17 protein-coding genes, 1 tRNA gene and 1 pseudogene are annotated in these 18,632 nt (G+C 66.3%); 9 read left to right on the top strand and 10 right to left on the bottom strand.

The genetic code is table 11. The features are described from left to right. Together B4C31_RS05135 and B4C31_RS05130 are read right to left on the bottom strand one after the other, a co-directional pair. A pseudogene (locus B4C31_RS05135) lies at window positions 1–396 on the bottom strand (1-deoxy-D-xylulose-5-phosphate reductoisomerase); the annotation flags it as partial. Beyond that, complete coding sequence (locus B4C31_RS05130; RefSeq protein ID WP_291531598.1) at window positions 393–1,691, bottom strand: DivIVA domain-containing protein; 1,299 nt, start codon at window positions 1,689–1,691, stop codon at window positions 393–395. The gene B4C31_RS05130 and the pseudogene B4C31_RS05135, both read right to left, overlap by 4 nt. Window positions 1,692–1,817: 126 nt before the next feature. Here B4C31_RS05130 and B4C31_RS05125 point away from each other — a divergent pair. Further along, window positions 1,818–1,891, top strand: a tRNA-Val gene (locus tag B4C31_RS05125). Between the two features lie 48 nt (window positions 1,892–1,939). Here B4C31_RS05125 and B4C31_RS05120 read toward each other — a convergent pair. Continuing rightward, on the bottom strand, window positions 1,940–2,365 hold the full coding sequence (locus tag B4C31_RS05120; RefSeq protein WP_164999810.1) for a DUF3052 domain-containing protein: 426 nt from the start codon (window positions 2,363–2,365) through the stop codon (window positions 1,940–1,942). Window positions 2,366–2,463: 98 nt separating this feature from the next. Continuing rightward, window positions 2,464–3,321: a YlbL family protein gene (locus B4C31_RS05115; RefSeq protein WP_291531600.1), complete on the bottom strand. Its 858-nt coding sequence runs from the start codon at window positions 3,319–3,321 to the stop codon at window positions 2,464–2,466. Window positions 3,322–3,389: 68 nt separating this feature from the next. On the opposite strand from B4C31_RS05115, the gene B4C31_RS05110 reads away from it, so the two are divergent. Continuing rightward, window positions 3,390–4,916 carry a zinc-dependent metalloprotease gene (locus tag B4C31_RS05110; protein WP_291531597.1) on the top strand — a complete coding sequence of 509 codons (1,527 nt, stop codon included), beginning with the start codon at window positions 3,390–3,392 and terminating at the stop codon, window positions 4,914–4,916. Here the strand turns inward: B4C31_RS05110 and B4C31_RS05105 are convergent. Then, window positions 4,913–6,409: an ATP-dependent helicase gene (locus B4C31_RS05105; RefSeq protein ID WP_291531596.1), complete on the bottom strand. Its 1,497-nt coding sequence runs from the start codon at window positions 6,407–6,409 to the stop codon at window positions 4,913–4,915. The two genes, B4C31_RS05110 and B4C31_RS05105, sit on opposite strands and share 4 nt — an antisense overlap. Window positions 6,410–6,510: 101 nt before the next feature. Between B4C31_RS05105 and B4C31_RS05100 the strand changes: the two genes are divergently transcribed. After that, window positions 6,511–7,920, top strand: a complete 1,410-nt coding sequence (locus B4C31_RS05100) for a phosphotransferase (RefSeq protein WP_291531599.1) — start codon at window positions 6,511–6,513, stop codon at window positions 7,918–7,920. A gap of 108 nt (window positions 7,921–8,028) precedes the next feature. Beyond that, entirely contained in the window at window positions 8,029–8,253 is a 225-nt protein-coding gene (locus tag B4C31_RS05095; RefSeq protein ID WP_033507798.1) for a DUF3107 domain-containing protein, read from the top strand. A gap of 27 nt (window positions 8,254–8,280) precedes the next feature. Here B4C31_RS05095 and B4C31_RS05090 read toward each other — a convergent pair whose 3' ends face one another. Next, window positions 8,281–9,165 (bottom strand): PHP domain-containing protein, encoded by an 885-nt coding sequence (locus B4C31_RS05090; protein WP_291531595.1) that lies wholly within the window; start codon window positions 9,163–9,165, stop codon window positions 8,281–8,283. Window positions 9,166–9,237: 72 nt separating this feature from the next. On the opposite strand from B4C31_RS05090, the gene B4C31_RS05085 reads away from it, so the two are divergent. Further along, window positions 9,238–9,939, top strand: coding sequence for a vitamin K epoxide reductase family protein (locus B4C31_RS05085; RefSeq protein ID WP_291531594.1), 702 nt, complete (start codon window positions 9,238–9,240; stop codon window positions 9,937–9,939). A gap of 138 nt (window positions 9,940–10,077) precedes the next feature. Here B4C31_RS05085 and dapF read toward each other — a convergent pair whose 3' ends face one another. Further along, on the bottom strand, window positions 10,078–10,977 hold the full coding sequence (gene dapF, locus B4C31_RS05080) for a diaminopimelate epimerase (protein ID WP_291531593.1): 900 nt from the start codon (window positions 10,975–10,977) through the stop codon (window positions 10,078–10,080). Between the two features lie 103 nt (window positions 10,978–11,080). On the opposite strand from dapF, the gene murI reads away from it, so the two are divergent. The 3 genes from murI to B4C31_RS05065 all read left to right on the top strand — a co-directional run bounded on the left by murI (window position 11,081) and on the right by B4C31_RS05065 (window position 14,935). After that, entirely contained in the window at window positions 11,081–11,860 is a 780-nt protein-coding gene (murI, locus tag B4C31_RS05075) for a glutamate racemase (protein ID WP_033507795.1), read from the top strand. 279 nt (window positions 11,861–12,139) lie between these two features. After that, window positions 12,140–13,042, top strand: a complete 903-nt coding sequence (locus B4C31_RS05070) for a patatin-like phospholipase family protein (protein ID WP_291531592.1) — start codon at window positions 12,140–12,142, stop codon at window positions 13,040–13,042. A 174-nt stretch (window positions 13,043–13,216) separates the two neighbouring features. Next, a complete protein-coding gene (locus B4C31_RS05065; protein ID WP_291531591.1) occupies window positions 13,217–14,935 on the top strand; it encodes an amidohydrolase in 1,719 nt (572 codons plus the stop codon). A gap of 182 nt (window positions 14,936–15,117) precedes the next feature. On the opposite strand, the gene B4C31_RS05060 is transcribed toward B4C31_RS05065, so the two are convergent. Then, window positions 15,118–16,032, bottom strand: coding sequence for an SPFH domain-containing protein (locus tag B4C31_RS05060; protein WP_291531590.1), 915 nt, complete (start codon window positions 16,030–16,032; stop codon window positions 15,118–15,120). A gap of 213 nt (window positions 16,033–16,245) precedes the next feature. Here B4C31_RS05060 and B4C31_RS05055 point away from each other — a divergent pair, with 213 nt between their 5' ends. Next, on the top strand, window positions 16,246–16,764 hold the full coding sequence (locus B4C31_RS05055) for a GNAT family N-acetyltransferase (protein WP_291531589.1): 519 nt from the start codon (window positions 16,246–16,248) through the stop codon (window positions 16,762–16,764). Window positions 16,765–16,766: 2 nt separating this feature from the next. Here the strand turns inward: B4C31_RS05055 and B4C31_RS05050 are convergent, their stop codons facing one another. Together B4C31_RS05050 and B4C31_RS05045 are read right to left on the bottom strand one after the other, a co-directional pair. Beyond that, window positions 16,767–17,486, bottom strand: coding sequence for a phosphoesterase (locus tag B4C31_RS05050; RefSeq protein ID WP_291531588.1), 720 nt, complete (start codon window positions 17,484–17,486; stop codon window positions 16,767–16,769). Window positions 17,487–17,617: 131 nt separating this feature from the next. Then, on the bottom strand, window positions 17,618–18,562 hold the full coding sequence (locus B4C31_RS05045; RefSeq protein WP_291531587.1) for a metallophosphoesterase: 945 nt from the start codon (window positions 18,560–18,562) through the stop codon (window positions 17,618–17,620). Window positions 18,563–18,632: the final 70 nt, after the last annotated feature.

Below are 18,632 nucleotides of genomic sequence, written 5' to 3'. Positions count from 1 at the left end.
CACCGATTCCTTGTTCGCCAGGGCCAGTTGGGAGCCGGCCTTCAGCGCGGCGATGGACGGCTTCAAGCCGATCGAGCCGGTGATGCCGTTGAGCACCACCGAGGCGCCGCATCCGGCGACAGCCTCCACCGCATCCGGGCCGGCCTGGATCTGCGTGGTCGTGGCACCGGCGCGGTCCAACGCCTCCCGCAACGCAGGCACCACGTCGGCCCGGTATACGGCCACCTGCGGCACCTGGAACTCCGCGGCCTGCTTGGCCAACAGCTCCACATGGGCGCCGCCCGCCGCCAATCCGACGACGGTGAACCGGTCACGGTGACGCGCGATGACGTCCAATCCCTGGGTGCCGATGGAACCGGTCGACCCGAGGATGACCACGGTAAGGTTCTGATTCACTGTTCCGTCTTCTTCCGCGTCGGTTCGTCATTGTCGAACGTGGGGAACGACAGATCGGGGATGTCCAGAGACGGCATGGCGTCCAGATTCAGCGAGCGCACCGTCGGCACGCTGGGGACGTCCAATGACGGCACCTGCGGATCGGAGGCCGTCGGCATCGGCTGGGTCTGCTGCACGGCGGCGGCCAGATGCGCCAGCCCCGCCAGCGGATCCTCGCTCTTCTCCGGAGTGTTCTGTTCGGGAGTGCTCCGTTCGGGCTGCTGCGCCGCGGCCGCCGGCTCGGTCTGCCGGGCGTAATCCCACGCGACCGGTGCCGGTGCCGCAGGAGCCGTGTATTCGGGCGTGGGGGCCGGAGCCGGCATGGCGATCGTCGTCACCGGGGACGCCGTCTCGGCAGTCGGTGCGGACGGTGCGGACGGTACGGGAACCGGGGCAGGCGGCACGGGCGCCACCGCGGGTTCGCGCGGGGCGGCAGGTGCCGGAACGGCGAAGATCTGCTGCTCGACGCGATGCAGTTCGGCGAAGTCGTCGTCCATCACCGTGGGGGACACGGCCGTATCGAGCGACTGGGTCTGCTCCCTCGGAGGGAACAGCGCCGGAGCCGCAGCCGTCTCGGCCACCGCACTGCGCTGCTGCGTGGTGGCGGGGTCATGGACGTAATCCGACACGCGGGCATAGGACTCGATGCGGCTCAGCAGCCGCACGCAGGCGTTCAGGTAGTTATCCACCTGGCGCTCGTCATAGCCGCGCTTGCCCTTACGCTGGGTGAAGATCACATTGGCCACGCTGGTGGAGTTCACATCCACCAGATCCTTCACGTCGTCGGCTGTCACCCCGTCCACGCCCAGTTCCGCGGCGGCCTTGTCGATGACCTGATCCACCAGACGGTCGACCTGCTTGCGATCGTAGGACGGAGCCTTGGCGTCACCCGGGCGGAAACGCTGACGCGCCGCGCGGTCGGCGTGAGCGGTCAGGCTGCGGTACAGGTCCTCGGTCTGGGCCTTCCACACCACACGCCCGTGGCGTGCGATCTCCCGGGTGGTCTGCTGATCCACCACGGCGCGTTCGAGCCGGCCCAAGGCGGCGTCCACCTGGCTGATGACGTAGCCGCCCTTGCTCAGGTCGAACGACACGTTCTGGATGTCCTGCTGCGTCAGCTGGGCGTCTTCGCTGTCATACAACGCGTGGGTACGTTCGAGGAACTCATCCACCTGTTCGGGGTTATATCCCCACTTGCGCTTGCCCGCCCGGGCGATGCCCGAAGCGTTCCTGCCGGATTCAGGTTGCTGCGCCATGGCTCTTGACCTCCTACGGTTACAACTCTGTAGTTCAGATTACGTGACCGTTGCGACGCGCCCGAACACCAACACACGCCACGCGCTCGCCATACGGTCGAGGCATACGGTACAGTAGGTCGATGCGGGCGATTAGCTCAGTTGGTTAGAGCGCCACCTTTACACGGTGGATGTCGGGGGTTCGAGTCCCTCATCGCCCACACGAATCGTTATGGCCGCCGCAGCAATGCGGCGGCCATACGTTGTATTCAGCGCCCCTTGCCGAAGGCGCGCAGTCGGATGCCGTTCCAATCGGAGCTGACCGTCAACGGCGTCGCGGCGTTCATGCCTGCGGTTTTGGCCGCGGACTGCACCGTGCTGGAGCTGGCGGCGCCCGGACGTCCCGGCTTCGGGGTCAGCACCCACAGCGGACCGTCCTCCCCCAGCACCGCATACGCGTCCACAATCGTGTCGGACAGTGAGTCCTCGTCGTCGCCGTCCCTCCACCAGATGATGACGCCATCAACGGCGGAATCGTAATCCTCGTCGACGAGATCCTCACCGGTCAGTTCCTCGATGGATGCACGGATGGAATCGTCTACATCGTCATCCCATAGCCATTCCTGGATGATGTCCCCACGGCTGAAACCGAATTCTTCAGCGTGTCGTGATGCTGTTTGGTTCACGTTGCACAATATAGCAAACCGGTGTGAACTCGCGGGGTCTTTCCGCGCCGATTCGCGATTCCTCCCACATTCCGGACGCCCGTTGCCGCATCGGGCGACGCTCCGTTCTACCGCGCCCTGCAATGCGGCAGGTCATCCCCCCTGCCCTGGCCGATGGCCGTCAGCGCATCGTACGCCTCGGACAGCGTGGATACGCACACGTCGCGTACCCCCTCGGGAACGTTGCCCGCCACCTCGGCGGCGTTCGCCTCCGGCGCGAGGAACCAGGTGGCGCCGTCGCGCTTGGCCCCCAGCATCTTCAGGCGCACGCCGCCGATGGCGCCCACGTTGCCTTCGGCGTCGATGGTTCCGGTGCCCGCGATCGTCCGCCCGCCGGTCTCGCTTTCGGGCGTCAGCTTATCGATCAGACCCAGCGCGTACATCATGCCGGCCGAGGGGCCGCCGATGCCTTCCACATGCATGTCCACGTCAATGTTCGACACATCCACGCCCCGGTCCTGCAGGAACGTCAGCGCGGCGTCGACCGCCTCCTGCTGGGATTGGTCCATCTCCTGCTGGCTCTCGCCGGCGTACTCCTCGGCGGTCTGCCCGATCGGCACCACGGCCTCGTTCGGCATGACCACGGTGTCCGGGTCGAACCAGCCGATCAGCGCCACGATATTCGACACCGGATATCCGGGCACGCCCGACGCGTTGACGGTGGTCAGCAGCAGTTCGCCCTCGTCCGTGTAGGTGTCGGCGCCCTCGACCGCAATGACCTCGCCGCCGGACCGCCCCGACAGCTCCCCCAGCACATCCTGCGTGGGCCCGGGGGTTTCGATGCAGTAGGGGCTGGGAGCCGCCAGCGCGACCAGTCCCAGCAGCACGGCGAACAGCCCGGCGCAGTACCGCAGCGAACGGGTTTCGAAGTACCGCCTCAGACGTCGGAATGCGCCTTTGGCGTGAAAACGGCGCGTGGAGTGCATATTCGGCATACCTCCCATACTATGGATACAACCGACGTTATCCTCACAGCGCGAAGGCGGAGACCGATATGGACGAGAATGCTATCCGGCAATGGCTGATCGAATGCTTCGGACCGATTCAGGGTGAGATGGCCTGGAGCCAGATCGCGAATCTGCCCGAGCCGATTCGCGAGCAGCTGCTCAGCCAGGATCCGAGCCGGTTGCCCAAACCCGCCGAGGTGCAGTCGATGATGCAGGCGTTCACCGCCGGGGGGCTGAACACCATGGACGATATGCAGCGCACCGTGCAGGAGGGGCCCATCAACGTCAAGCTCGCCACCTCCATAGCGCTGCAGCAGGCGAACGGCGAGGGCAGCGACCGCACCGTGAACGCCGAGCAGGGCCAGCTGGCCCGCAGGGCCGTCAGCGAGGCGAACCTATGGCTGGATACGGTCTGCCGGTTCGACCCGGTGCCCGGCGAGGTGCAGCTGCTGACCCGCTCCGGCTGGGTGGAGGGCACGCTGGACGCGTGGGCGGAGTTCGCCGCGCCGGTGGCCCAGTCGATGAACGACGCGGTGGCCTCCGTGATGTCCGAACGGCTCGGCGATGCCTTCGGCGACGGCGAGGTGGCCGGCATGTTCGCGGGCCCTGTGCCGATTCCGATTCCCGAGGGGATGAAGGACCCCGCCCAGCTGATACGGCTGTTGGCGAACACCTCGTTCGCCATGCAGCTGGGGAAGGCCGCCGGCGCCATGTCGCACGAGGTGCGCGGCAGCTTCGATCAGGGGCTGGCCCTGCTGAAGAATCCCGCAGGCGCGCTTATCGTGCAGAACATCATGGCGTATGCGGATTCGCTGGATATCCCGGTCGCCGAGGTCATGGCGTTCATCGCCTTGCAGGAGCTGGCCCATGCCCGGCTCTTCGCGGCCGTGCCGTGGCTGATGCCGCGGTTCGAGGCCCTGATCGGCAAGTATGCGCGCGGCATCACCATCGACCTGGACGCCATGGAGGAACAGCTGCGCGACGCCGCTTCGATGGATCCGGATTCCCTGTCCGGGGCGGTGAATCTGACCAAGGTGGGCATCCCCGACACCCCCGAGCAGCAGGAGGCGCTGGCCAGCCTGGAGAACCTGCTGGCCCTGGTCGAGGGATGGGTCGATTGCGTGACCTGGAAGGCGGGCATGGCCCATATCCCGCATATCGAACAGCTCCGTGAGATGTCCCGCAGGGAGCGCGCCACCGGAGGCCCCGCGGAACGCACCTTCGCCCAGCTGCTCGGGATGCATCTGCGCCCCAAGCGCATGCGCGAGGCCGCCGCGCTGTGGGAACGCATCGGCTTGGAGGACGGCGACGACGCGCGCGACACCCGCTGGTCGCACCCCGATCTGCTGCCCGTCATGCCCACCGACGACGATCGCTCCATCGCCTCGGCCCCGGACGACGCCGAGGCGGACGCACGGCCCGCCAACACCGATGCCGGCTCCGGCGACGACGGCACCACCGGCATCGACTGGGACGCCGAGCTCAGCAAACTGCTGGATGAGGGGCTGCCCGACGACGGGACGTCCGACGGCGACTCCTCCGGCACCGAACCGTCCGACAATTACGACAATTAAGCAAGGAAACGGCTGGCGCTGCGCTGCATGGCCGCAGCGCCGTCCTTGCCCCGCGCGTAGGACAGATGCAACGAATCCTCGGCGCGCGTGATGCCGACATACATCAGCCGCCGCTCCTCCTCCAACAGATCGCCCGGGACGGGCGAACCGTACGGCAGCAGTCCCTCCGAGCAGCCGATCAGGAACACGTGCTTGAACTCCAGGCCCTTGGCGGCATGGATCGTGGACACGGTCACACCCGCGTCATCGCCCGAAACCCCCAACGTCTCCAGCATGGCCTGCCGCCCGGCCTGCCCGTCGTCCAACGCCGAACGCTGCCATCCGGCATCGCGACGCACCCGGAACCGCAACCCCTCACGCCGCAACGCCGCGCACACCACCTGCTGCTGCGCGTTGAGCCGCGTCAGCACCGCGCACTCCTGCGGCGCCACCCCGCGCGCCGCCAGACGGGCAATCGCAGCGGCCACGCCGGCAGCCTCGTCGGCGTCCGTACCGTACACGGTGCGGCTGATCCGCACTCCATCCCGGCGGCCGGAATCCAGCTTCAGGTAATCGGCCCGGTTCGGCGACGCCCCCAGGACACGGTTCGCGCACCGTACGATCTGCGGGGTCGAACGGTAATCCACAGCCAGATTGATGTCGGCCGACAGCGGGGCGAACTCATCGGCGAACCCCAGCAGATCGTAACTGCTCGCCCCCGCGAACGAGTAGATCGTCTGCGCGGGATCGCCCACCACGCACACGTTCCTGTTATCCCCCAACCACAGCCGCATCAGCCGATGCTGCAGCGGCGACACATCCTGGTACTCGTCCACCGTCAGCCATCGGATCGAGGAGCGGATGGCGGCGCCGACCTCCGGGAACCCGTCCAGCAGGTGGCAGGCAATCAGCAGGATGTCGTTGAAATCGATCTCCCCCTGTGAGGTTTTCACCGTCTCGTAGGCGCGGTAGACCTCCACGAACCGATCCGGCTCCATCCCCGCCGGCGGGCGGCGGTGCAACGCCGCGCACACCCGCGGATAGTCATCCGGGGCGATCAGCGACACCTTGGCCCAGTTGATCTCGGCGTGGATGTCGCGCAGATCGCTCTCCTGCGGCTGCAGTTCGCTGATCCGCGCGAAGGCCTTGGCCACCAACCCGCGCTGGTCATCCGTGATATGCGGGAACGGGGTCTCGCACACCTCATCCCACACGCGCAGCAGCTGGTGCAACGCGGCGGAGTGGAAGGTGGCGGCGGTCACGGCCTCCCCGACGCCGAGTTTGGACAGCCGCACCCGCATCTCGGCGGCGGCCTTCACCGAGAAGGTGACCGCCAGCGTCCGCGCCGGATCCCAGGCGCCCGACGCGCAGGCGTAGGCGATGCGGCGCGTCACCGTGCGGGTTTTGCCCGCACCGGCCACGGCCACGATGCGCACCGGGCCGTCCACCGCCGTCGCGGCGGCACGCTGTGCCTCATCCAAACCGTCCAGAATCGCATCCGCCGAAGTTGCCATGCACCCATTGTGCCATGCTTCGCTTTGCGCCATCCGTGTATTAGTGTGGAACTGTGACTCAGCGAAGCAAGTTCCAATTGGCGGCGTTGGCCTCGGCGGCCATGCCGAACATCGTCGTATCCGGAGTACGCGGCGTGAACCAGATTGCCCCGGCGGACGTATCCTGCGGCATCAGCCAGGCCGTGGTGCAGGATGCGTCGGGCAAACTGTACGATGTGTTCGTCACCGACACCGAAGCCGGGCGGGAGCGGCTTCAGGACCGCGTGCGCGCCGCCGACACGCTGAGTAAGGCGCACGTGCCCGCAGGACTGGGATTCGCCGTGGACCGCGTGGCGGTATTCGAACCGGGCGCCGACGACCACGGGACGACCGGCAGCACCGCGGTTATGGTATGTCCCCATGTCATCGGAGAGGCCCGACCGCTGAACATGCTCACCATCGATGACTGCACGGCCATCGGCACGGCCATCGGCGCCATCCATCGCCTGCACGGGACGTTCCTGACCGACAATGGCTATCCGGCGTTCGCCACCGGGCAGATCCGCGCCCAGCTGACCGCCTGGATCAAGCGACTGCGTCAGGCCGGGCACATCCCTGCCGAGATCACCACCAGCTGGTCGCAGGTGTTGGAGACCGAAGGGCTCTGGTCGTTCGCCACATGCCCCGTGCACGGTGGATTCGACGACGGAGACATCCTCTTCTCCGGTTCCACCATCACCGCCATCACCAATTGGCAGGATATGCAGATCAACGATCCCGCGCGCGATCTGGCGTGGATCTTCGCCAAGCTCGACGAGGCCCACCGCAACGCCGTGCTCGCCGCCTATGGCAGGATGCTCGGCAACCGACTGGACGATCTCATCATGCTGCGCGCGAACCTGTGGCTGCAGATGGAGCAGGTCGGCGAATTCGTTCAGGCGCTGAGCCGCGCGGACAACGCCAAGATCCTGCAGTTCAAGGCGCAGGTGGAGCGGCTCGCTCACCAGCTCGGAGTGATGACGCAGCGCGCCAAGAGCACCGCCGCCCCCGCCCAGCGTTCCGGCACGAAGCCGCCGAGCACCATCACTGTGGGCACCTTGCTCAATGACGCGGAACGCCGGCGCGCATCCGAACCGTCCACCGGACGGCCCCCCGCCGAAACCGTCGCCAGCAAGACCGCCGTCAATGACGACACCGGAGAGACCGACAAGACCGGTTCGTCGCAGATCGAGGCGGTCGGCGAGGCCGACGTCGATTCCACCGCCGACCACCCGGTGACCGCGCATACGTCGGGTTCCACCGCACAGACGGTCGTGTTCTCCGGCTCGGTCGATACGGATGACGACACCGGCGAGGCGGAGGTCCGGGACGTGACGGCACAGACCGAGGCCGCCCCGTCACATGACGCCGAATCGACCGCCACGATCGTCATCCCCCTGCTGGAACGCGAGGAGCGGGCGATGCGCGACGCGCAGGCCGGCCTTCACCCGGACGAGGACGACGACACTGGCGAGCGCACGCCGCGAGCGTAATCGGTCATGTCCCGGCGCAGGACGGGGCACAATACAATCGGAACACGTCAACTCACGGTATATCCGTATATCCGTCCTCCGGCCGACCGGAGGACATAAGGAGGAAGCATGGACATCGAACTGGGCATCCGCGATGTGGCGCGCACGGTGAACTTCAGCACCGAGCAGAGCGCCGACGAGGTCGGCCAGGTCATTGCCGCCGCGGTGGCGGACGGCCGCACCATCGACCTGGTGGACGACAAGGGCCGCCATATCATCGTGCCGGCCGGTTCCCTGGGGTACGCAATCATCGGATCCGAAACCAAGCACGCCGTCGGCTTCGGCGCGCTGTGACGCCGGGTCTGTCGGCCGTCCGCGCCGTCAGCGGATGACCGGCAGACAGCCGCGACGGATGATCTCCGCCGCTACGGCGTCCTCGGTGAGATTCTCCCCCAGCGCATTCGGTTTGCCGGCACCGTGCCAGTCCGAGCCGCCGGTGACCAGCAGATCGAGCCGATGCGCCAGACGCAGCAGACGTTCACGCTGTTCCGGCGGATTGCCACGGTGCCATACCTCAAGACCGCCCAGACCGGCTCGCGCCAGACGTTCGATCTGCGTGTCGGACAGCAGCACACGGTTGCGTCCGGGATCCCCCGCGTGGGCCACGACGCTCACGCCGCCGGCGGCTTTCACCGCCTCCACCACCTGCATCGCCGTGGGCGAGGGCGTGGGGATGTAGTACCGGCTGGAAGCACTCACCGCCCCCGCGAACGCGTCGGATCGCGTCGGGTAGACGCCCGCCGCCACCAGCGCATCGGCGATATGCGGGCGGCCGATGGTGGTGCGCTCCCCCTGTTTGGTCTGCGCCAGCACATCCTCCCACGTAATCGGGTAATCCTTGGCTATCATCTCCACCATCCGGCGGGTACGGCGCAGGCGGGCGCGCCGCGTGGCGGCGAACAGTTCGCGGATGCCCGCGTTCTCCGGATCGTATTGCAACCCCAGCATGTGTACGGACACGCCGTCGTCCACCGCGGTGATCTCCGTGCCGCGCAGCAGCGTCATCGACAGTTCCCGGGCCGCCTGCTCGGCCTCCTGCCAGCCGGCGGTCGTGTCGTGATCGGCGATCGCCACGCCGTGCAGCCCCCGACGCACGGCCTCACGCACCAGGGTCCGCGGGGTCTCGGTGCCGTCGGAGTACACGGTATGGCAGTGGATATCCCAACCGGCCTGCGGCGGGGTATCGACATAGGCAACAAGGGTCATACACCCATCGTAATCTGGTGAGCGGTATGGCGAACGCCATGGGTGGCGTCCGCGCGGACACGAAGGATGATGATGAACGATTCGACGCAGTCTCCGACAACCGCAACCGATTATGACGCGGATACGACCACGGCGCGTTCCGGGCTGACGATTCCGGGGCGCAGCCTGCTGGGCGGCTGGCGGCATACCGCGCAGTGGACGTACCTGATCATGCTGATCGCCTCCGCGGTGGCGTTGTTCGCCTCATTCGTGCTTTCGGCCGAAACCCTGCAGCTCGCCCGGCATCCGAATCAGACGCTCGGCTGCGACATCAACGGCGTGCTCTCCTGCTCCACGGTGGCGCAGTCCTGGCAGGCGGAGATCGTCAAGTTCGGCGGGCTGAGCTATCCGAACGCGTTCTTCGGCATCGCCGCCGAATCGGTGTTCGTGACCGTGGCCGTCATCGGCCTGTGCCAGGTGCGCGTGCCGCGCTGGTTCGCCGCCTGCACCTGGTTCGGCGGGCTGGCGGCGCTGGCCTACGCCTACTGGCTGTTCAGCCAGTCGATGTTCGTCATCAACGCGCTATGCCCATGGTGCATGGTGCTGATGTTCTCCACCACCATCCAGTTCATGGCGCTGTCACATGCCACGGTGGTGGTGCAGGGGCTGCCGCCGAAGGCCGAGGGTTTGCGCACCTACTACCGGCTCCATATCGACCTGATGATGGACGCAGTGTGGGTGCTCGCCGTCATCACACTGATCCTGGTGGTCGACGGACCGGCGCTGTTCGCCTAGCGCACCCGGATGGCGGCTGGACCGACGTTGTTCGCTCTCGTCCGGGTCGTTTCCCGCTTCGCCAGTGGCCCGTGCATGCGCGCACGGGCCACTGGCGTATCCACTGTCGGTATTTGGACCGGTTGCGGCGGCACTCCGCTACTGCAGGCTGATTCGGCCCACGATGGTGGCGGGACCGGTGAGCACGACCTCGGTGTCGTCCACGTCGACGCGCACGATACCGCCGCGCACCGTGATATCCCAATGGTCGATCCGCGTCCGCCCGCGCAGCACCACGCCCGTGGCACACAGGCCGGTGCCGCAGGACAGCGTCTCCCCGCAGCCGCGTTCGTGCACGCGCATCGTGGCCTTGCCGATGCCGTGCGGGTCGGACGCGTCGTCGATCCGGACGAACTCCACATTCTGATCGGTTTCGATCGTCGGCGTCACCACCGGCTTGACGGTCAGGTCCAGGCCCTCCACGTCCGGCAGCGTCGCCCCGGGTTGCTCCAACGGCACCACCACATGCGGGTTACCCATATCCACGAACGTGCCGCGCCCCTCGCCCGGCATGCCGGGGATCGTGACCGTATACGCATCGTCCGCGCCCTTGGACCAGGCGCCCATCCGCACCTGGAACACATCCCTGCCATATGGCGCCACATCGCCCAGCGAGGTCAGCACCTTCACCCCGGCGCGCGTGCCCAGCCGGAACGGTTCGCCGCCGGGGCCGTCGGCGATGCCCTGGCGCTGGGCGAACAGCGTGATCGCCCGCGTGCCGTTGCCGCACATCTCCGCCAGCGACCCGTCGGCGTTGCGGTAGTCCATGAACCATGCGGCGTCACCGTCCGCGCATTCGGCGATCTGCTCCGCGTTCAGGTCGGACACCATCGCGGGATGGGTCAGACGGATCAGGCCGTCGCCGCCGATGCCGAAATGCCGGTCGCACAAGAACCGCACCTCGTCGGCGGTCGGCTCGTACCGGCCGTCAGGGTCCAGATACACCACGAAATCGTTGCCGGTGGCGTGCGCCTTGAAAACGTCATGGGGAATGCTCATGGCTTCGAGCCTACCGCCACCCCGGGGCGGGACGGTATTCTGGAGAGGACACCGTGTGCGACCGTACGCGCACGGACGGTATACAGACGACACAGGAGGCGGCATGGCATCAACGGCACCGATCGGCGTGTTCGATTCCGGATTGGGCGGCATCTCGGTGGCGCACGAAATCCGCCGCGCCATGCCGCATGAGCGGGTGCTGTACTTCGGCGATTCCGCCAACGCCCCCTACGGCACGAAGACGCCGGAACAGGTGCGCGAGCTCTCGTTCGCCATCGTGGAACACTTCGTGAAACAAGGTGTCAAGGCGGTGGTGATCGCCTGCAACACCGCCACTTCGGCCGCGGTCAACGAGCTGCGGGACACGTATGAGATCCCGATCATCGGCATGGAACCGGCGCTCAAGGTGGCCTGCGACCGCGGACACGGGGAACGTCAGCGGGTGATTGTGGCCGCCACGCCGCTGACGCTGCGGGAGCGCAAGTTCGCCGCGCTGATGGACCGATTCAAGGCCGATCATACGATTCACCCGGAGCCGTGTCCTGATCTGGTGTCGATCGTGGAGAGCGGGCGACTGGACGATCATGATCTGGTGATGCGCACGCTGCACGGGTATTTCGACCACTACGACCTGGATTCGATCGACGCCGTGGTGCTCGGCTGCACGCACTTCGTGTTCTACCGCGGGTACTTCCGCGAGTTGCTGCCCGATTCGGCGGCCATCATCGACGGCAACGAGGGCACGGTGCGGCATCTGCATGTGGTGCTGGAATCATTGGGCAAACTGGCGCCCGAGGACGCCGTTGGCGGTGTGGAGCTGGCGAATTCCGACCCGTCGCCGCGCGTCGCCGCCCTGGCACGGGACCTCCTGCAGCGCCCATAGCGCTCTTCCCGGGATCTCCCGCGGCACCCGTCAGACTCCCTCCTGCAGTCCGCAAGCCCCTTCCCGCGCCAACACGCCCGGCTTCTGCGGACTCTGATGCATCGTGACTCTGACACAAGGTGCAAAACGGCGGAATATCAAGGGTCTGAACTCGTATCACGGTCACAAAAGTGTCACAGTCCACACAAGTCGGGCGTGTCGGGAAACTAGCAGCCGCCGGCGGAAATGTCGAGGCCGGGCGCGTAAGCTCGCCAATCATAGCGCGAAAGGGGTTTGACGATGACGCAGACGGCACAGGCGGCACAGACAACGCAGACGGTACAGGCAACGCAGGCGGCACATAAAACGGCCATCATCGACGTGGGTGGCGGTTATCGCGCGATCTTCGGCGCGGGCGTGCTCGACCGGTGTCTGGAGGACGGCATCACCTTCGACAGCTGCTACGGCGTTTCGGCCGGCAGCGCGAACCTGACCTCGTTCCTGGCCGGCCAGCATGGCCGCAACCACACGTTCTACACCCAGTACGCGTTCCGCAAGGAGTACGCGAGCACTGAGAACTTCCTCAAGGCGCACAACTTCGTGGACCTGGACTACGTGTACAGCACGCTGAGCAACCATGACGGCGAAAACCCGTTGGACTACGAGGCCTTCCTCGGCAATCCCGCCGAGTTCACCGTGGTGGCCTGCGACGCGCGCGACGGCTCCACCAAGTACTTCACCCGTTCCGACATGGGCTACGAGTCGATCGACCCGATCAAGGCCTCCAGCTCGGTGCCGGTGGCCAACGAACCGTATGTGATCGACGGCGTGCCGTACTACGACGGCGGCATCGCCGACCCGGTGCCGGTGCAGAAGGCGGTGGACGACGGTTGCGACCGCATTGTGGTGGTGCTGACCCGGCTGAAGGACGAGCTGCGCGAGCAGAAGAAGGATGTCGCCCCCGCGCGCGTGCTCAAGCACCTGTATCCGGCGGCCGCCGAGCGCCTGCTCAACCGGTACAAGACCTACAACGACGAAGTGGCGCTGGCCAAGGAGTACGAGAGGCAAGGCATCGCGCTGATTCTGGCCCCCGACGACCTGTGCGGGCTGAGCACGCTGACCAAGACCTACGAGGGGTTGGAGCGCATGTACCGCAAGGGGTATGCGGCCGCCGCCCGAATCGGGGACTTCCTGAACAGCTGACGGAACTGCTGCCAGGTTCAGCGGATCCCGCATGTCCGCGGACCCATCCCACACCGGGAATACTCCGCCGTACCCTCTGAAACGAAGCCGGACAACTCCTACAACGGGGGGTGTCCCGGCCTCGTTCAGTTTCTAGGCGTAGACTCGCTTCCAGCCGACGAAAGCGAGGACACCATGGATCTGTATGTCAATGCCAGGTTTCTGCCGATGACCGGCGAGCACGATACCTTCGAGGCCATGCTGGTGGGCGATGACGGCACCATCACCTTCACCGGATCATTGGAGCAGGCCCGCGACCGCGCCGCACAGCTGCGGCGCACCACATCCGGTTCCTTGGCTCGTGAGATCGATTGCGAAGGCCATTGCGTCATGCCCGGCCTGATCGACCCCCATTCGCATTTCAGCGGCGCCACACAATATTTCACCGCCGCCGATCTGAGCGGAGCGCGGGACTTCGACGATGTGGCCCGGCTGCTCACCGACTTCGCGCGGCGGCGCGGCTGGCTCAAAACCGCCGACACGGCGACGGCACCGGCGCAACCTGACGACGGCGTGATCCTGATCGGCGTGGGATTGGACGATGCCACGCTGGTCGAACACCGGATGCCGGACCGCACGGTGCTCGACCGGGTGAGCGCCACGCTGCCGGTGGTCGTCAACCACGTCTCCGGTCATAATCTGGCCTGCAACACCCGCATGCTGCAGCTCGCCGGCATCGATGCCGACACCCCCGACCCGACCGGAGGCCGTTACCTGCGGGATGCGGACGGCAGGCCGGACGGCCGTTGCGTGGAGCCGCCGGCCATGTCGCCGGTGTTCACCTATATCCAGTCGCATCAGCGGTTGGATATGCATGCGCTGGTCGGCGACATGCAGGATCTCTACGCTTCGCATGGCATCACCACCGTGCAGGATGGCGCCACCACCGCGCATGACGCCGCCGTGTTCGCCGACATCGCCGATCATGGCGGATTCCGCGTGGATCTGGTCTCCTACCCGATGTTCGGCGAGGATGTGGATGGCGTGTTCCGTGAATTCGCACGGTACGATTCCACCGCCTACCACGGCGGGTTCCGCTTCGGCGGCCGCAAGCTGTTCATGGATGGTTCCCCGCAGGCACGCACCGCGTGGCTGACCGAACCGTATACGCCCGGTCCGGAGGGTGCGGGGTACCGGGGACATGCGACCGTGGACCTGGACGCCGCATATCGGTTCGCGCTGGCGGCGTTTGACGAGGGACACCAACTGCTCTGCCATTGCAATGGCGACGCCGCCTCCGACGCGTATCTCGATCTGGTGGAGCGGGCGTTGCGGGAGTCGACGAATCCGCACAGGCATGAGTTGCGGCCGGTGATGGTCCACTGCCAGTTCGCCCGGCGCGACCAGTACGAGCGGATGCGCACGCTGGGGGTGATTCCGTCGATTTTCGTGGCGCACACCTGGTATTGGGGCGATGCGCACATCGCCAATATGGGCATGGCACGCGCCTCGGAGATCAGCCGGGTGCACGATGCGCTCGACTTGGGGCTGCCGTTCACATTCCACACCGATTCGCCGGTGATTGAGCCGAACCTGTTCGAATCGGTATGGTGCGCGGCCACGCGCGTGACGAAGGCCGGCGTTCAGCTGGATCCGGCCCAGTGCGTGGGCATCTATGACGGATTGAAGGCCGTGACCGTGAACGCGGCCGCCCAGTATGGCGAGCAGCATCGTAAAGGCACGTTGGAGGTCGGCAAACTGGCCGATCTGGCGATTGTGGAACGCAATCCGCTGGATTGCGACGTGCCGGAGCACAGCATCTCCCCGGATTCCGTGGACTCCCCCGCAGCCCTACGCAACCTGCAGGTTCTGGCCACCATCAAGGCCGGACGCACAATCTGGTGTCACAGCTAAAGGAATGTGTATCAACCACGCATATGACAGTTAGTCGCATACGCAAAAGGTTCCCCACCTTCGGGTTCCGCCCAATCGCAGGGTTGGAACGCGGCGGAGGGGAACCTTCGCACTAGTCGTTCGGGAGTGTGCCGTCACAGCACGCAACTCCCCGATCGCACATTACCTATCGGCTTCGCGCATTACTTACCGGCTTCGCCGGCGGTGAGCATGGCCTTGGTGACCTGCTCATAGAGATCCTGGTAGCCGCCGGGGGTCGAGGCGGGCAGCACCACGGTCTTGGCGTTGTTCGATTCGGACAGCGAGCGCATGACGTCCAGATACTGGTTGAACAGCACGACGTTGTTCACGTTGTTGATGTCCATGCCCACGGCCTGCAGGCTCTTGATCTGGTCGACGATGCCGTTGGCGATCTCGCGGCGGTAGTTCGCCTGGCCCTCACCCTGCAGGCGGGTCTTCTCGGCCTCGGCGGCGGCCTGGGTCTCGATCTGGATGCGCTGGGCCTCGGCGCGCTGACGGGTGGCTTCCTTCTCGCGCTGGGCGGCGTTGATGGAGTCCATCGCGCTCTTGACCTGCGGGCTCGGGTCGATCGCGGTGATCAGCGTCTTGACCACGGTGAAGCCGAAGCGCGCCATCTCGGCGCCGACGGTCTTCTGCACGTCGGAGGCCACGTCGTCCTTGCGGGCGAACGCGTCGTCCAGGCTCAGGGCCGGGATCGCGGAACGCAGGGCGTCCTCCATGTAGGAGCGCAGCTGGCCGGCCGGGTCGCGCAGCTCATAGTAGGCGGTGGCCACATCCTGCGGGTTCACGCGGAACTGCGTGGAGGCCACCACCGTCACGAACACGTTGTCGAGCGTCTTGGTCTCCAGCTGCACGTTGATCTGCGAGACGCGCATGTTCGTCTTCATGGCGATGCGATCCACGAACGGGATCTTCACGTGGATGCCCGCGAACTGCACCTTGTTGAATTTGCCGAACCGCTCGATGATGTACGCCTGCTGCTGCGGCACGATGAACAACGATGCGGCGAGCACCGCGACGATGACGACCAGCACGACGATCACAGTCACAAGCGCCCCAAAAACCGAGCCAAACATGATGTCTCCTTCATGGCTCCGGCGCGGCACCGGTCGCCGCGTTCCGTGGCACCATCTTACCAATCGCGGCATCAACGCGCGCTCAGCCCCGCCGACAAGCAGATGAACATCCGGTATCCGGCAGGGACCGACCGATGCCCGTTCGCCCCGGCTCGTGCCCGCGCATGGCCGCGACCGACCACCGGTGGCGAGACCCCGACTACAGTGGTCCATATGAGAATCCGACATGCGACATTGGACGACGCCGCGGCGATCGCATTGGTGGAGGCCGCCTGCTTCCCGGCCGCCGAGGCGGCAGACGAACGCGAGGTGCGTGCGCGGCTGGCCGTGTATCCGAACCACTTCTGGCTGATGGTGGACGACGAGACGACGGACCGCGATGCGACGACGGTCCGGGACGGCAGGCTCGCCGCGTTCGTCAACGGGTTCACGACCGACGAACCGGACCTGACCGACGAGATGTACGAGAACGCCGCCATGCACGACGAACGGGGCGCCTGGCAGATGATCTTCGGCGTGGACACCGCGCCCGCATACCGTCACCGCGGGTATGCGAGCGAACTGTTGCGCGCGGCGATCGAGGACGCGCGCGACGCCGGCCGCGCGGGATTGGTGCTGACCTGCAAGGATCGGCTCATCGGGTTCTACGGGCGGCTCGGTTTCGAGAACGAAGGCGTCTCCGCCTCCACACACGGCGACGTGACCTGGTACCAGATGCGTCTGCGATTCTAAGGTCAGTAACGCACGCCGTCGAACCATTGCATGATCTGCGCTTCGCTCACCGGCCGCAGGTCCCACGAGTCCAATCCGACGTGCAGCGAATCCGCCGACCGTCCGGCCTTGGTGTGCTGGTGCGTATGTCCGAACAGCAGACGACGCCCGTCCCGGGGCAGCGCGTCGGGCGCGTATCCGGGGTCGTAGGCGTTGTCGGACACGTCGCCGGTCGGGTCACGATAGCCGTCCATATCCTCCCGGTACGGGAAGTGGCTGAGATGGTACTCGACACCGCCGATGGTGACGGTCGCCGAATCCTGGATGGTGGCGAAGGCGTGATGCCATTCGCCGTCCAACTCCCGGTGATGGAAATTCACGTCATGGTTGCCGACGACCAGATGCAGCCGGCGCGCGTGGATGGCGTGCAGGCAGTGGCGGATATGCTCCATCGACGTGCGGTAGCCGACATCGCCCATGACCCACAGCTCGTCCGCCGGGGTCAGCGTGGCGTTGATCGAGGCAATGACGGCGGTGTCGTGTGCATCGGTGTCGGCGATATCCGCCATCCGCAGGTTCCGGTCGGTGGCGGTCCGTTTGACGTACCGGGTCGCCTCGGCGCGCCCCTGTTCCGCGACGATGCGATCGTAGCCGGCCTTGATGTCGGGGATCGTGATGAACCCGCGCAGTGCCGACACCAACGGATGCCCGAAATGGGTGTCGGTCGTGAAATACATCGCCATCGTCGGCTCCTCTCTTCCTACAGCAGAAGCCTACCCGATTCGGAGCGAAGCCGCACCGCCGTCAGCCGGCCGGAACCAGTCGGCCGGAATCGATCGCCTGGAATCGATCGTCCGGAAACGTCAGACGGCGATCATTCGTCGGCGATGGGCACACGCCACGCGCCGCCGGTCACACGATCGACCAGCAGCATCGACCCGTCACCGATCGGCACGCCGTTGCGCATCAACGAATGCGTATCGCAGAACCACAAGTCGACGGGATTCCCGACGCATGCACCGGCCGCGCTCCGCTGGAACAGGACGGTCGGCACCGGCGTATGGCCGACGACCTGCCGGAATCCCGGCAGCGGATCGGCCGCCAGCTCCGTCCGGTCGGCCCAGCAGGGCGAGGGCGCAGCGGTATCCCAGCCGCCACGCGCCCGACCCACCATCACCCCGAACGGGCGGATGCCGCCGCCGATATGGCCGGCGGCGAACGCATCGACCTGGTCGGCGATCGCTTCGGCGGACGGCGACTCCGGGCGCGGCTCATCCGCGGCGGTCAGACGCTCCCACATCCACTCATACCAACCGTGGGTCAGGCCGGCATGCGAGGCGAGCGTGCCACGCCCGGCCGCATCGGTGAAGCCGAACATGAGCCGGGGCTTCATCATGCACAGCAAATAATGCACATCCGGGTAGGCAGTGGGGTTGAATCCGGGACAGGTGCCGGCGAACGCGCGGAAATTCGGCGTTCCGGAATCCACGTAGTAGGTCAGGTCGTGATTGCCGAGCAGCACCACCACACTGCGGGACTTGCGCTGGGACTCCACCCAGGCGGCCAGGTATTCGAACGCGGCCACCTCGCCGGCGGACGAGATGCCCCACTCATTGAGCAGGTCGCCCAGCAGCACGATGGTGCCAGCGTCCACGCGGTCGGCCGCGCGTTCGATCAGCGGGCACAGGCGTTTGCCCTTGTCGTGGATGTCGCCGCAGAACAGGATACGGTCAGCGCGCGAGCCCTGCCGACACAGGTCTTCATGCCAAAGGTCGGCGGGGCGGGGCGGCTCGGGGGTGGCATGCGAATCGTTCGACATGACTCCACGGTACACCGTGCGGATAGAAACCGCGATGGCGCATGCCCCCCCCCCAAAAAAAAAGAAGACG

The sequence above is a fragment of the Bifidobacterium sp. UBA4282 genome, from assembly GCF_002394995.1.
GTDB classification, from domain to species: domain Bacteria; phylum Actinomycetota; class Actinomycetes; order Actinomycetales; family Bifidobacteriaceae; genus Bifidobacterium; species Bifidobacterium pullorum_B.
Note: the sequence above shows the minus strand (reverse complement) of the source record. Positions and strands in the feature narration are given on the sequence as shown.

What these genes read in the sequence shown, in the direction of transcription:
- B4C31_RS05130 (WP_291531598.1), bottom strand. Translation starts at nt 1,691, where the DNA reads ATGGCGCAGCAACCTGAATCCGGCAGGAACGCTTCGGGCATCGCCCGG.
- B4C31_RS05115 (WP_291531600.1), bottom strand. Translation starts at nt 3,321, where the DNA reads ATGCACTCCACGCGCCGTTTTCACGCCAAAGGCGCATTCCGACGTCTG.
- B4C31_RS05110 (WP_291531597.1), top strand. Translation starts at nt 3,390, where the DNA reads ATGGACGAGAATGCTATCCGGCAATGGCTGATCGAATGCTTCGGACCG.
- B4C31_RS05105 (WP_291531596.1), bottom strand. Translation starts at nt 6,409, where the DNA reads ATGGCAACTTCGGCGGATGCGATTCTGGACGGTTTGGATGAGGCACAG.
- B4C31_RS05100 (WP_291531599.1), top strand. Translation starts at nt 6,511, where the DNA reads ATGCCGAACATCGTCGTATCCGGAGTACGCGGCGTGAACCAGATTGCC.
- B4C31_RS05095 (WP_033507798.1), top strand. Translation starts at nt 8,029, where the DNA reads ATGGACATCGAACTGGGCATCCGCGATGTGGCGCGCACGGTGAACTTC.
- B4C31_RS05090 (WP_291531595.1), bottom strand. Translation starts at nt 9,165, where the DNA reads ATGACCCTTGTTGCCTATGTCGATACCCCGCCGCAGGCCGGTTGGGAT.
- B4C31_RS05085 (WP_291531594.1), top strand. Translation starts at nt 9,238, where the DNA reads ATGAACGATTCGACGCAGTCTCCGACAACCGCAACCGATTATGACGCG.
- dapF (WP_291531593.1), bottom strand. Translation starts at nt 10,977, where the DNA reads ATGAGCATTCCCCATGACGTTTTCAAGGCGCACGCCACCGGCAACGAT.
- murI (WP_033507795.1), top strand. Translation starts at nt 11,081, where the DNA reads ATGGCATCAACGGCACCGATCGGCGTGTTCGATTCCGGATTGGGCGGC.
- B4C31_RS05070 (WP_291531592.1), top strand. Translation starts at nt 12,140, where the DNA reads ATGACGCAGACGGCACAGGCGGCACAGACAACGCAGACGGTACAGGCA.
- B4C31_RS05065 (WP_291531591.1), top strand. Translation starts at nt 13,217, where the DNA reads ATGGATCTGTATGTCAATGCCAGGTTTCTGCCGATGACCGGCGAGCAC.
- B4C31_RS05060 (WP_291531590.1), bottom strand. Translation starts at nt 16,032, where the DNA reads ATGTTTGGCTCGGTTTTTGGGGCGCTTGTGACTGTGATCGTCGTGCTG.
- B4C31_RS05055 (WP_291531589.1), top strand. Translation starts at nt 16,246, where the DNA reads ATGAGAATCCGACATGCGACATTGGACGACGCCGCGGCGATCGCATTG.
- B4C31_RS05050 (WP_291531588.1), bottom strand. Translation starts at nt 17,486, where the DNA reads ATGGCGATGTATTTCACGACCGACACCCATTTCGGGCATCCGTTGGTG.
- B4C31_RS05045 (WP_291531587.1), bottom strand. Translation starts at nt 18,562, where the DNA reads ATGTCGAACGATTCGCATGCCACCCCCGAGCCGCCCCGCCCCGCCGAC.